Origin of the sequence: Algoriphagus persicinus (assembly GCF_035156415.1) — a bacterium.
Taxonomy (GTDB): Bacteria; Bacteroidota; Bacteroidia; order Cytophagales; family Cyclobacteriaceae; genus Algoriphagus; species Algoriphagus persicinus.
The window spans coordinates 1-12,080 of record NZ_JAYEEY010000037.1 but is presented as its reverse complement, the minus strand read 5'-3'; the positions used below and the strand labels follow the sequence as shown (position 1 = coordinate 12,080).

The following is a 12,080-nucleotide window of genomic DNA, read 5'->3' as shown; positions in this document are numbered from 1 at the left end:
TTTTATTTTCAGGTAGATGACCTCAGTTTAGTGCCATGTTTCACACATAAACAAGTTAAAACTATGGCAAAACAAGCTGGATATATCAAACTGGAAGGCACTCTTGGTGACCTGACGTTCTACAAAAACCGCGATGGGAAATTCATCGCCAGAAGAAAAGGGGGAGTCACGAAGAAAAGGATCCAAAATGATCCCCGCTTCCAGAGAACCCGCGAAAACCTGAAGGAATTTGCAGAGGCTGCTTCTTCGGCTAAATTTCTCAAAAATGCTTTCCGGGAAATCGAACTCAAATCAAACGGAGGCAAACTTCACAATAGGCTCTATTCTATGGCCATGAAGGTGGTCAAGTCTGATCCTCTGAATTCACGTGGTGAAAGGAAGTTTGATCAGGGAGATATGAACACGCTCCTGGGATTTGAATTTTCCGAGAAAGCCGTGCTCAATAATGTGCTTAAAGTGAAACCTAAGCTATTGGATGAGCCGGGTTTACTATCGGTGACTATCCCGGAATTAGTGCCTACCAAGTACTTGCTGTATTCCCAGGGTTCAAAATTCTATAGGTTCTCACTTATCCGTGCAGGGATTGACTTCGCACAGCAGGATTATTCCACCGAAATCACGAGCATTGCTCCTTTGCCGATCAACAACCAGTCTGCAGCTGAAGTCACGCTAACCCTGCCCAAGCCGGGTATCGAGGGAGAGAAGTACTTCTTCGCATTGGCACTGGAGTTCTTCCTGGATGTCAACGGCAGCCAGTACGACATGAACGATGTGTCCCAGAATCCTGCCGTCATTCTTGCGGTAAGCTAGGCCATGGATCTGGTATTGGACCGGGAATATTGGCCCGGTGGAACAAACAGCACACTGCAGCTGGACGGTAAGATACTGTGCCGGTGCATAGAGCCAGCTGCAGCCTACTTTGAACCGGATTTGGCCTGTATTCCTGAAGGTATTTACGAACTGGATCTGATCCCCGACACTTCCATGCAGCGGATCAAACTGTTCAGATGCCCAAACGGACTAAGGTCTGACAAGCCCACTGAAGTAGAATTGTGCACCAAGCAACTGCAACGTAACATCGTACCTGTGTCTGAAATTACAGGAGAAGGTAGGGGAGTACCATGCCACAAAGCTGTGGAAAACCTCCTTCATCTGGTAGGTCAGGCATTAAGCAAAGGGGAAAAGGCTACACTGGAGATAAGGAGCTGTCCAGAATATGCCCTAAACCTTACCTGCCATCAGATAGCATGGATGGATTGATGTTTCAGGCAGTCACGGGAGGAGTCATCGCACTCCTCCTTTCTGTCATCGCCTATTTCCTCAAACTCCTTATACAGGATCTCAGGCAGATGGGTACAGACCTCACAAGATTGAAAGAATCTGTGGTGAGGCTGGAAGCAGAGCAGGGGTTGATGAAGACCATTCTTCAGCGAACCCGCAGTCCGCCCAAGAAATAAAGCAACTTAAAATACCACGTCATTGCGAAGAGGGCAAAGCCCGATAAAGCAATCCCAAATAAGTACTTCATAAGTACGGGACTGCCGCGCTCCGCAAGCTCCGCTCGCAGTGACGTAGTACCACTGTCTCCCGTCTTAACCTTTAACTATTTAACCTTTAACCATTTAACTCTTAGCCCTTTACCCCTTAACCTTTAACCATTTTAACCCTTAACCTTTAACCTTTAACCATTTTAACACTTTAACCCTTTACCCCTTAACCTTTAACCATTTTAACCCTTTAACCATTTTAACCCTTAACCTTTAACCTTTAACCATTTTAACACTTTAACCCTTTACCCCTTAACCTTTAACCATTTTAACCCTTTAACCATTTAACCTTTAACAATTTAACCTTTAACCATTTTAACCCTTTCCAAACCATGAACATACTAACAGAAGTAAAAAACCGGGCGCTCGCGCCCACGCCACCTTTCTTCCAGAAGCTGAAGAAGGCAGGATTGATCATCGCAGCTATTGGCACAGCCGTGCTGACTGCACCGGGAACAGTACCAGCAATATTGCTAGCCTATGCAGGCTATGCCGTAACAGCAGGAACAGTCTTGGTGACAATATCCCAATTGACCGTCGATGACGGTGCTTTTGAGAAAGTGTTGATGAAATAAAAAGAAACAGATTAATAAATTAAAGCCGGGGAGATATTCTCTCCGGTTTTTTTATTCCAAACCTTTGCAGTTCCTTAGATCTCGAAGATATATCAATAGTCTCCTGCTCCATTTTTTTTCGTAACCGCCGATCACCTCCTTACGCAAGGCTTATAGTGGGAGAATAGAGAGTAGGAGAACTCCAATCTCTGATCTCTGATCTCCAATCTCCAAATAAACCCTAGCCCCAATTCCTCCCCAGATCACAAGAACTGCAATAGAATTGCTAATGCATAATGGGGGTTGAACCAACTTGCAATGTATCAGCCCAAAGCAGTCTTGACAGTCTGTTTGAAGCGTCTTGGAAAACGATCGCATGCTTTGCCAAAGACCCAAAGCATCTTGGAGCCAAATCCGGGATGATCGCCATTCTCCACACTTGGGGACAGCAACTACCCCGCACATACATCTTCACTGCATCGTAGCGGGAGGCGGATTGACTAAGGAAGGAAAGTGGAAGACAGCCAAAAACAAAGGTAAGTTCCTGTTTCCGGTCAAAGCGATGAGCAAAGTCTTTCGGATAAAGTATGTGAAGCCACTCAAGTCCAGGCTTCAACCCGCAAAGGAATTGGTTGACGAATTATACCAAAAGAACTGAAGAATTGATTCCAAAATGATTTTTTATAGAGAGAAGAAGCATCTGGCTTCCACTTTTTGGAATTAGCCGTCTTTTGGTCGCTTCAGATTCCCTACTCAATCCTCATAGATAATAGCCCGGTTCCGTGCAACAGCGGTTTCATGCTTGGCTTTGCAAGCCGCACAAAAACCTAGTTGTTATGCGTTCGTGCTTATTTTTCTATGTAATTTTATATAGCTTACAATATAAGTCAATAAAAATATTGGCTCTATAATCATTGGTGGCATAAAGTTAATGTGGTCTCCACGAATTCCGAACTCATATAAAGTATCAATTAAATTGATTCCAGTTACAAAGATTGGAATTAACAACCACCTGATGTCATTCTTAAATTGTCTGGCGACAAGCACAAGAGTAATTGCAAACGCAAATGCAAATGCAGCAACTTTACGACCATTGATGGGTTCGATGTCAGCAGGTGCAATTTTACCAGTGATCATTCCTATTGCCAGGAATGTTACAACTATTGCTTGTGCATATAAAGCTATTTTCAAAAATCTATTCCAGTTCATTTTTTAGGTATTTATATTAATTACTTGGGTGGAGGAAAAAGTTTTGGATGCCTTTCCAGTATCATCCATTTACCGTTCACTTTTTTCATTACCTATACCACAAAACCTTTCATTGGAGCTGAATCAGCAGGGCTTTGGATTGCTATAGCACCTGCCGCTAAAGTTCCGATAAACTCTTGATCCAGTCATCGATGACCTCAGCGGTAGCTGCTGGGTCTGTAACCGGGAAGAAGTGGTCGGTGGTCGAAATCTCGAGCATGGTCAGGTTGGGTTGCCACTTCTTTAAAAGATTGCCGGTCTCTCGAATTGGTGGCACATCGCCGACGACCAAGAAAGCGAGGGGCACTTTCGTTTCACTCACCTTTTCTTGATCGGGCAGATAGGACATTAGGACGGGCAGTTCCACTGTGAACCAGGTCGGCGCATCCTTGACCATCACGTCCCAACTTCCGGGCTGGGCTTTATCAGCGGCCGCCTTGTCGTAATTGAAGGCCGCAAGAAAGGCTGTTGCGGCACCTTCCCAGTCGCCAGCCTGGGCCTTGGCTTGAGGGCTTTGCGATGGGTCGCCACCAGGTGGTGGTGCCTGAATAAATTTAGCAAACATGAAATCGAGCAATGCGGCTGACGAGACGCGGTCAGGCGCATTCAATGCTACCGACAAAGCGTAGGGTACGCCGGCGGAATGGCCCACCACATGCGCCTTACTTATCTCAAGCTCATCGAGGATCTTGACGATATCCTGTCCTTGCTCGTCGACCTGGTATGACCCAGTGGACTCACCGTTGTAACCGCGCCGATGGTACCAGATTGCCTGATATCCCTTCTCAGCCAGCGCCTCGGCGACCGGCTTGAGAAGATAATAGAAGAGTGCGCCGTGGATCAAAACTACAGGTTTTCCCTCTCCAAGGACCCATACGTTGAGTTCATCGTTTTCAGTGACTATGACGGTCACTGTAGGCTCTGGTATCGCTGACCTCGCTCCAACTTCTGGCGCCTGATTGGTTGGCTCAGTATTCATGGCGGTCTTCCTTTTTGCTTTCTCGTTCATAGTATTTCCTCCTTTTGATTTCATTGTTTGACTATATTAAAATATAAAATATAAAATATAAAAATGATAATAGGAAGTAAATTGAAGATTTAGTATTATGTCGAGTTTTAATTGTCTCATTGCAATATTGTTGTTAATCCGTTTGAACTTCCCGCGCACAAGCATAGCGAATAACGTTTTGAGTGTAAGTGTTGTAGCGGATTAGAAGCACTGACCTTAGATTTATCACTTCCCCCGCTATTGCCAAATACACGCTGTATGCGGTCGGCTTTCTTCTTCGTACATATCGCTTCGATCAACTGTTTTAAATAACGTATATTACTTGGCTATAACGTCATTATAACGGCAATCGATTCCATATAATGGCGAGCCCCAAACCCAATGTTAAATGTACAATCCCCCATAATATCGCTACCGCTGCGATACCTCCTAGGGAAGGGAAGAAAGTGATTCCCAGGCCAATAGCAAGCGCAACGTTTTGGAATGCGACCTCAATGGCCACTGCTCGACGGTCTGCTGCCACAAGACCCCCTAGCAATCCCAGAACCCAACCTAACCCGACTGCAATTACGAAAGTGAAAAGAACAGGCAGGATTCCAAATTGAGCAAGTAGTCCTATTATAGGGGCCTTCGGCCTTTTGACAACTCTCAGCAGCTTTTCCCACGTCAGATCCAGAGATACTGCAAATACCAAGAACCCAACCATGACACCGACGATAATGCCGATTCGAGGATCGAAATTAAAAGGGATTTGATTAATGTCATCCATGAGGCGTTCTCTTTAGGCGATAGTAGTCGGTTTCTCTCCAAGCATACAATGAGCACCAAATCGTACTCGATCATTGTCTTCGGTTCTACAATTGACAAAGCCTGCATCGTGGAATGCTTTTTCAAGATCTGCAAGCTCATGGAGATAAAAGCCTTCCGTTCCAACCGGTTTAAATCTTATAAAATTCTCTCGGACAGGAAAAGTCACGGCCGCACGTCCATTGGGTTTGAGGACACGGTACATTTCTTTAAATACCGCGGCCGGATCTTCAATCACATATGCCGTGGCAACTGTACAAGCCTTGTCATATACACCCGCTTCAAAAGGCAGCGAGTTGCCTGCAGCCTGATGCAGTTTCACCCTGCCCTCCGAGATGGCTTTGGCATTTTTATTAGATGCCATTTCGATTGCAGTCTCTGATATTTCGACTCCCGTAACGGAGCCTCTGACTGCTCGTTGTAAGAGTAATTTAATGTTAGCACCGTTTCCGAAACCTATTTCGATGATATCTTCATTCGGTTGTATATCCATTAGTTCCACTGTCCAGCGTGCATGCGCAATAGTCATTCTTGTCATCCACGCGAACAAAATCTTGCCGAATACCCCCCTAGGGTACTGCATCTGCTTTCCGATTGCTTCCAATAGTTTCATCTGTTTATAATTGTTTTTAATTGGCCATAACCTGTCCCGTGACGAAGGAAACGGGATAGCCTGTCCCGTCCGCCGCGGCGGATCGGGAGAATCTCGCATGGTAGATAATCATCCCAGTGTGTGACGCCTGCGTCATGCTCGATTTCATCATTCTAAGTGTTTATGTTTAATGATAATTAATATGCTGAACTTCCTGAATTGATGTCATTTTCGAAGCTGCCGCATAACGTCTCGGCTATGAATAGGTGCGTGGTTTTGTACTTAATATTCTAAGCACACACCAAGCTGGAAAATCCCCGGAAATTTTCAGAGTAGGCGAGAACAAGCAATTACTTATAGTCAATGTTGCACTAAACCTAGGGTAGTTTCAAGAGCAGCCGGAAAGAGGTGACTTTTTAGCTCATTCTAAACTCTTATTAATCATGATAAAAAAAGGAAAACCTCATCCAGACTGCCTGTTCTAATGTAACAGGTTTTGCCGAACTGCTTGCCAAGTTTGAACAAAAAGTTGTCGTTGCCGGCAAAAGCAAAAGCACCCTCACCAACTATGCCAGACATCTTGCCAAACTGGCTATCCATTTCAATGAACTGCCCACTGAAGTGGATCCTGACCGGATCAATGATTACCTTCATCTGGTCAAGCGCAATCATAACACTCCGTCTGATTCTTACTTCAAGCTCACCGTCTTTGCCCTGAGATTTGCCTACCGGATCGAGGCGGAACTTGGGATACCGCTTCGGGAAAAGGAAGCAAGAATTCTGGCCGACTACAATCCCCGCTACTGTCCCTGCTGTGAAAAAGAGTCGATGGTTTTGACTCGTCCTGTTCCCTGCCTTCGATTCCCTGCACCGGGCAGGCAGGCACTCAGGCTGACAACCTCCCAACTTCCCAACTCTACCCCCTTGGCCCGTCCCAATCAGTGATTTCAAAAGCCTGAAGTAGCCCTTGGCGGATAGGTTCGGTCACATCATTTACAGCCTGAAGGCCAAAATTCAATCCTACCATGGTTCGCAGCGGGCGGGAGCCATTTGGCATATTGATCAGGTTTTCAAATGCTTCTACAATTATGATTGGGTCTGTAGGCGCATCAGGATCTGCAAAAGCCGCCATTGTATTGCTGGCAAACCCCTCACCAAATTTCCCTACATGCTCGTAGGCTTTGGCTATTTCGGCATCTTCCGAAGAAATAAGTGTTGAGAAGAATTCCGTAGCAAATGGCCCAGGTTGCACAATTACCACATCGATTCCCAGAGGTGCCAATTCGTAGCGCATGGATTCGCTGAGGCCTTCTACACCCCATTTGCTCGCATGGTACACCCCAAAACCCGGTACAGCACAGCGACCTGCGATGGAACTTAGCTGTATAATCAACCCGCTTTTTTGAGCGCGCATTTTTGGTAAAACTGCCTTCACCATTCTGATATTTCCTACGATGTTTAGGTCCAGCTGATCCATTACCTGCTGGGAGGTGAATGCCTCAATGGGTCCGCCATAGCCTCGACCGGCATTGTTGATGAGCACATCTACTTTGTCGATTTGTGCCACGGCCTCGTTGACGCTCTGGTCTGAGGTGACGTCGATATCCAATACATCGATTTTTACCTGATTGTCCTTTGCAAAAGCGTGAAGCTCATCTGCATGGACTTTGTTTTTGCTTTGGGTATTGCGCATGGTGGCATATACCTGATGTCCTTTTTGTGCGAAAACTTTGGCTGCCAAAAAGCCGAATCCGGTGCTGCAGCCTGTGATAAGAATGTTTTTCATAGAGTAAAATATTAAAAGGTTAATTGTTTAGGTATACTTCCAGATCGATTTCGATGATCAATTCTGGCAAGGCTAATTTTTTCACACCCAACAATTGAATAGCAGTAAAAACAGGACGGTTTGATTACCTGGTTTCAAAGGATTTTTCATGTCTGTGTGCAGATTTTTTGGGAAAAATAGCTAAAAAAATAGGCGTAAAAAGCTCATGTTGTTTTACTAGTTGAGTAAGGTTGTTGTAAAAAATTTTAAATAAAAATTCTGTTCTGTTTGGTATTTTTCAGTAGGAATAAATATACCTGATTACCAAGCTCATGTCTTGTACAAATGCGACTTTTTAGGACTTATTCTATTTTAATTGAATTTTACCGGCTTAGTAGGTAGTGGATCAAGTCAAGGTCAAGGGTGACAATGCTATTAGGGGAAACTTTCAAGTATTCTTTAAAATACCGTGACATATGAGACTGGTCATAATATCCGGTCTGGCTGGCCAGCTGCACCCAGGTAATACCAGGATTTGCTTGCAAAAAATTGATGAGACATTTGAAGCGGTAAATTTGGATATAAACTTTGGGAGAAAGTCCTACCATAATTTTAAAATGGCGTTCTAAGGTCTTTCTAGAATAGGAGGAATTTTCCGCTATATCGGCTATGGTTATCCGTCCATTCATTGCATGAATATCATCCAACACCTCTTCAAATCTATCTTCCTTTTCCTCCGTTGGAAGTCTTTGTGTAAAAAAACTATTCAACACCTCTATTTGCTTCTCATTATCGGAATGATCCGTCAAATTTTTCCACAGAAGTTCCGCTTCTTCCTGACCTAAAAATTCAGATAATGTTTTGGAAGTATTCGTTAACGCTGAAAGATCGTTTCTGAAAAGACGATGCATTCCTGTAGGTTTGAAAAAGACCAGAATAGACTTTACTTCCCCAACCATTTGACCATATACAGGAGCAGTTACTTGTCCGGTAGCCACCGCATTCTCGGTGAAAAAATCTCTGTTATCAATTTTGGCGGTTATAAAACCTGAACTGTTGGCCACAGTAAATATAAATCCGCTCATGGCCAATGGGGGTGAAAAAAAGGGCTCAGTTTCCCCTTCGGGAACCTCCTGAATGACATAGGATGCAATAAACTCCTGGAGTTCTGGTATTGGAGTATAACTACTGTTTTTCACGCAGACAAGAAACAAGAAAAAAATTAAATGTCATTAGTAGATGTCCCATTTTTTTGCCATTGTCAACTTTGCATATGTACCATCATCACCTGTTTTTACCATTCCTCTAAACATATAATCATCAGAAGTATTATCATATTTTTCATTCTCATCACACTGCCATGCCTCTATCAAAGCGTTCGACATTGGTGTTTTACCATCTTTCTGAAAAACAGTACCGGTAAGATGCATTACTTCGCCTGTTGAATTTGGGGGCATTAGGTTACTTCTCATTGGTGAACCAGGACGATAAAAGGGTCCAAGAATATCGGTGGTTGTAACTGTGTCACCTTCAAAACTTTTTCCATTCCAATGTATTGCACCAAATGCTGATATGCTTAAAGCAGTTAGTGCCGAACTCATAACAAATTTTCTGCGCTTCATAATACTAGGCTTTAAGGTTGTGTTTTCTGTGTGTTTAACAGATGGCTTCTCTCCACATTCATGTTTTTTTAATTACCCACAACGGTTGCGCTAAAAAGCGTTTTAGCTGATGTATAGCCATTTAGTTAATTTATTCAGTTTTGCACTGTTCTATTAATTCAAGCCTTTTTACAATACTACTTTTCTCTAGTATGGTGCCCGGGGATAATACCGCATTTGCGCCTATTCTGGAATTATCGCCAACCAAAGAACCAAATTTTTCTGTACCTGTTTCGATTATGTTAGAGTTATGTACAACTGAAATTTTATTTGAAGCCCTTTCATTATAATGATTGGCGGCAATAGAACCAGCTTCAAAATTTATGTATTTACCTAGAATACTATTGCCAATGTAATTAAAATGTGCAATAGCAGTTTCCGAGCAAATAATACTACTTTTTATTTCACAACCAGGGCCAACTTTAACAGCGTGGTCAAGGTAAACGCCTTCTCTGAAATAGGCATTAGCCCCGATATAACAGTTTTTGTTTACTATAACCGGACTTTTCATTACAACTCCTTTTTCAACTATAGCTGTTTTATGCACAGCTATGCCATCCTCTATTTTATAATCTTCACCAAGATGTGAAATCATTTTATGCAAAATATCTTTAAGATTATCAGTTATCTCCCATGGCTGTAAATCCTTTTGATTTGGGAAAGTTTCTGAAAAGCCTTGTATAAAGTCGTCTAAGAGAATCATGAATACTAATTATTAATTAAGGATGGAAAACTGATTACAGATTATAATAAAATTGGCTATATCGGTAAGTATAAGAGCAGTAGCGGGTAAAACGCACATGCTTTTCGGATAACAAAATACTGAATTAAAAGTAATGCAGTTCGAGTTTACACCCAAACCGCTATTGCTTTTATACCTTGTGTGTGCCTTGAATGGTGAATATAGATCAAAAAGATGACCGTTCCAACGGGTGAAATGCGAAGCATTCATGAACACTATTGAATGCAAATACTTCGTGAATAAAGTCCCTTAAGCGCGGGGGTAACACCCCGAAGCCAAGCAAGTGGCAAGGTGGTTTGCCGTGAGAGGATNATAACTGAATGACTTTCTGAACCTGCTAAACAATTTTGAAGAGACTTTTTGACCTATTCGAAATTGCAAAAAACCTTAAAATCCTGACTCAATCCCCATAAGAACCTCACCGGTTCTCCCGATAAGCTTCGCTATCGGGACAGGCAGTGCAACAGCGGTTTCATCGTTCGTGCTACGCACGCGACGAAAACCTAGTTGTTAGTTTTTAATTTATTTTATTCCGATGTTCTTTTATTTCAGATTCAGATAAATTCAAAAACCGAGAGGCATTATTATAATAAATGTCTCTTTTTTGTTTATCGGTTAACCAACCTATATTATATATTATTTCAATGTGCTTTCTAACTGTTCCAAAATAGTCAGAGGCGAACATCAATCTATCTCCAAGACCTTCTCTGAATAATTTTTTAACATTAGGCTCCCAGACCTCTTTAGGCACGAACAAGCTTACGGCTGAAATCTCGCAATAAATTTGAGGATATAATTTCATCAATTCAAGAGCTTGTTCTGAATAACCGCCACCATAATGCAAAAGATATATTTTTAAATTAGGATGTTTTTCTAAAATGGGTTTTAGCAATTCTGGATTTGCAAAAGTTGGATTGTAATTTGGTCTTTCTTCTTTGTTTATTCTTTCTTTTCTAGGCCCAGTATCTGAATGAATACCAATAGGAATATTAAATTCTTCAGCAACTTTCCAATATGGTTCTAGTCTCTTGTCAGTTGGTGGAATTCCATAGTAGTTAAACATAGATTCCCCCAAACTTTTTAGTTTTCCGGTTTTATAAATATCTCGAAGTTCTGATTCATTAAAAAATTCTTTGTCGCAAGGTTCATCTTGTTCGACTGTTTTCATACATGGAAAAACCAATCCTCCCCAAAAAAGACTATTAGTTTCAACATACATTTCAGCGTATTTCAATGATCCACCGCCAAGTACTAAAACTACATTGTTCCTTTTGTAATCTTCAATAATCCAATCTATTCTCGCGCTATCAATGTCAGCTTTTCTTTTGTTATAAACGTCATTATTCTCATAACCTTTAGTGATATGGAAATGCATATCAATAATTGGTTGATTCTTTAAAAAATCATCAATGTTATCTTGAGCAACATTTGATGAAGAGGTAAAGACTAAAAACAAAACTATAATTTTCGAAACTTTATTTTTCATTGTTTTGTCAAATTGCGTGCAACGTTTGGTATAGGAGCTGTGGCGTGTCTCGGCACAGACCTTTCCAGATAAAAACTGGCTTTGGAAAATCTGTAGATTTTCCAAATGGGCAATGACCAAGCCATAGCTTATATACGGTGTGTGCCTTGAATGGTGAATATAGGTCAAAACGATGACCGTTCCAACGGGTGAAATGCGAAGCATTCATGAACACTATTGAATGCAAATACTTCGTGAATAAAGTCCCTTAAGCGCGGGGGTAACACCCCGAAGCCAAGCAAGTGGCAAGCTGGTTTGCCGTGAGAGGACCGAGCGTAAAAAAAACTTTCTGTGAAAGTTTTTAGCGAGGGGCCGGCTTGCAGGGTGGGTGAAGCCCTGAAGTCTCAGGATATTCTATACCTTGGATAATCTGGAGTTTATCAGAAGGTTTTCCATGCATTACCTGTCCCGAGTATCGGGATCCTACCCAGAGGATTGGTACGGATCCGGCACTTTGGGATATTGGCAAGCTCAGCCAAAAAAGTGAGCATTCCACTGATCCATCAGGAACTGGGAAGTCTTCCTCCTGAAAAGGAACCCAGAATACTCGAAGCCTACAATCCGAGATACTGCCCTTGCTGCCAGAAGGAAAGCATGGTGAGTATTCAGCGTCTGCCCAAAAGAGGACCT

General features: G+C 42.5%; 15 protein-coding genes and 2 pseudogenes. 6 read left to right on the top strand and 11 right to left on the bottom strand.

Annotation, left to right across the window (positions count from 1 at the left end; genetic code table 11):
• The first annotated feature begins 63 nt into the window (after positions 1-63).
• The 5 genes and pseudogenes from U3A58_RS19935 to U3A58_RS21885 all read left to right on the top strand — a co-directional run.
• Positions 64-810, top strand: a complete 747-nt coding sequence (locus tag U3A58_RS19935) for a hypothetical protein (RefSeq protein WP_323826162.1) — start codon at positions 64-66, stop codon at positions 808-810.
• 3 nt (positions 811-813) lie between these two features.
• Positions 814-1,260 (top strand): DUF5675 family protein, encoded by a 447-nt coding sequence (locus tag U3A58_RS19930; RefSeq protein ID WP_323826161.1) that lies wholly within the window; start codon positions 814-816, stop codon positions 1,258-1,260.
• The gene (locus tag U3A58_RS19925; RefSeq protein ID WP_323826160.1) at positions 1,248-1,457 is read left to right on the top strand and encodes a hypothetical protein; all 210 of its coding nucleotides are present in this window, start codon (positions 1,248-1,250) and stop codon (positions 1,455-1,457) included. The genes U3A58_RS19930 and U3A58_RS19925 overlap by 13 nt, the downstream gene beginning before the upstream one ends.
• 422 nt (positions 1,458-1,879) lie before the next feature.
• On the top strand, positions 1,880-2,122 hold the full coding sequence (locus U3A58_RS19920; RefSeq protein ID WP_323826159.1) for a hypothetical protein: 243 nt from the start codon (positions 1,880-1,882) through the stop codon (positions 2,120-2,122).
• Positions 2,123-2,404: 282 nt separating this feature from the next.
• Positions 2,405-2,753: pseudogene (locus tag U3A58_RS21885) on the top strand (IS91 family transposase); the annotation flags it as partial.
• 182 nt (positions 2,754-2,935) lie between these two features.
• On the opposite strand, the gene U3A58_RS19910 reads toward U3A58_RS21885, so the two are convergent.
• The 11 genes from U3A58_RS19910 to U3A58_RS19860 all read right to left on the bottom strand — a co-directional run bounded on the left by U3A58_RS19910 (position 2,936) and on the right by U3A58_RS19860 (position 11,411).
• Positions 2,936-3,310: a hypothetical protein gene (locus U3A58_RS19910; protein ID WP_323826157.1), complete on the bottom strand. Its 375-nt coding sequence runs from the start codon at positions 3,308-3,310 to the stop codon at positions 2,936-2,938.
• A 157-nt stretch (positions 3,311-3,467) separates the two neighbouring features.
• On the bottom strand, positions 3,468-4,382 hold the full coding sequence (locus tag U3A58_RS19905; protein WP_323826156.1) for an alpha/beta fold hydrolase: 915 nt from the start codon (positions 4,380-4,382) through the stop codon (positions 3,468-3,470).
• A gap of 313 nt (positions 4,383-4,695) precedes the next feature.
• Positions 4,696-5,127 carry a hypothetical protein gene (locus U3A58_RS19900; RefSeq protein ID WP_323826155.1) on the bottom strand — a complete coding sequence of 144 codons (432 nt, stop codon included), beginning with the start codon at positions 5,125-5,127 and terminating at the stop codon, positions 4,696-4,698.
• Positions 5,128-5,139: 12 nt separating this feature from the next.
• On the bottom strand, positions 5,140-5,778 hold the full coding sequence (locus tag U3A58_RS19895; RefSeq protein ID WP_323826154.1) for a class I SAM-dependent methyltransferase: 639 nt from the start codon (positions 5,776-5,778) through the stop codon (positions 5,140-5,142).
• Positions 5,779-5,794: 16 nt separating this feature from the next.
• Entirely contained in the window at positions 5,795-5,926 is a 132-nt protein-coding gene (locus U3A58_RS19890; RefSeq protein ID WP_323826153.1) for a hypothetical protein, read from the bottom strand.
• A 272-nt stretch (positions 5,927-6,198) separates the two neighbouring features.
• A complete protein-coding gene (locus tag U3A58_RS19885; RefSeq protein ID WP_323826152.1) occupies positions 6,199-6,708 on the bottom strand; it encodes a hypothetical protein in 510 nt (169 codons plus the stop codon).
• A complete protein-coding gene (locus U3A58_RS19880) occupies positions 6,674-7,543 on the bottom strand; it encodes an SDR family oxidoreductase (RefSeq protein ID WP_323826151.1) in 870 nt (289 codons plus the stop codon). Before U3A58_RS19880 ends, U3A58_RS19885 begins: the two co-directional genes overlap by 35 nt.
• A gap of 362 nt (positions 7,544-7,905) precedes the next feature.
• A complete protein-coding gene (locus U3A58_RS19875; RefSeq protein ID WP_323826150.1) occupies positions 7,906-8,736 on the bottom strand; it encodes an AraC family transcriptional regulator in 831 nt (276 codons plus the stop codon).
• A gap of 18 nt (positions 8,737-8,754) precedes the next feature.
• Positions 8,755-9,144 (bottom strand): dioxygenase family protein, encoded by a 390-nt coding sequence (locus tag U3A58_RS19870; RefSeq protein ID WP_323826149.1) that lies wholly within the window; start codon positions 9,142-9,144, stop codon positions 8,755-8,757.
• A 130-nt stretch (positions 9,145-9,274) separates the two neighbouring features.
• Complete coding sequence (locus tag U3A58_RS19865) at positions 9,275-9,886, bottom strand: DapH/DapD/GlmU-related protein (protein ID WP_323826148.1); 612 nt, start codon at positions 9,884-9,886, stop codon at positions 9,275-9,277.
• 556 nt (positions 9,887-10,442) lie between these two features.
• A complete protein-coding gene (locus U3A58_RS19860; RefSeq protein ID WP_323826147.1) occupies positions 10,443-11,411 on the bottom strand; it encodes an amidohydrolase family protein in 969 nt (322 codons plus the stop codon).
• Positions 11,412-11,808: 397 nt separating this feature from the next.
• Between U3A58_RS19860 and U3A58_RS21945 the strand changes: the two are divergent.
• A pseudogene (locus U3A58_RS21945) lies at positions 11,809-12,080 on the top strand (IS91 family transposase); the annotation flags it as partial.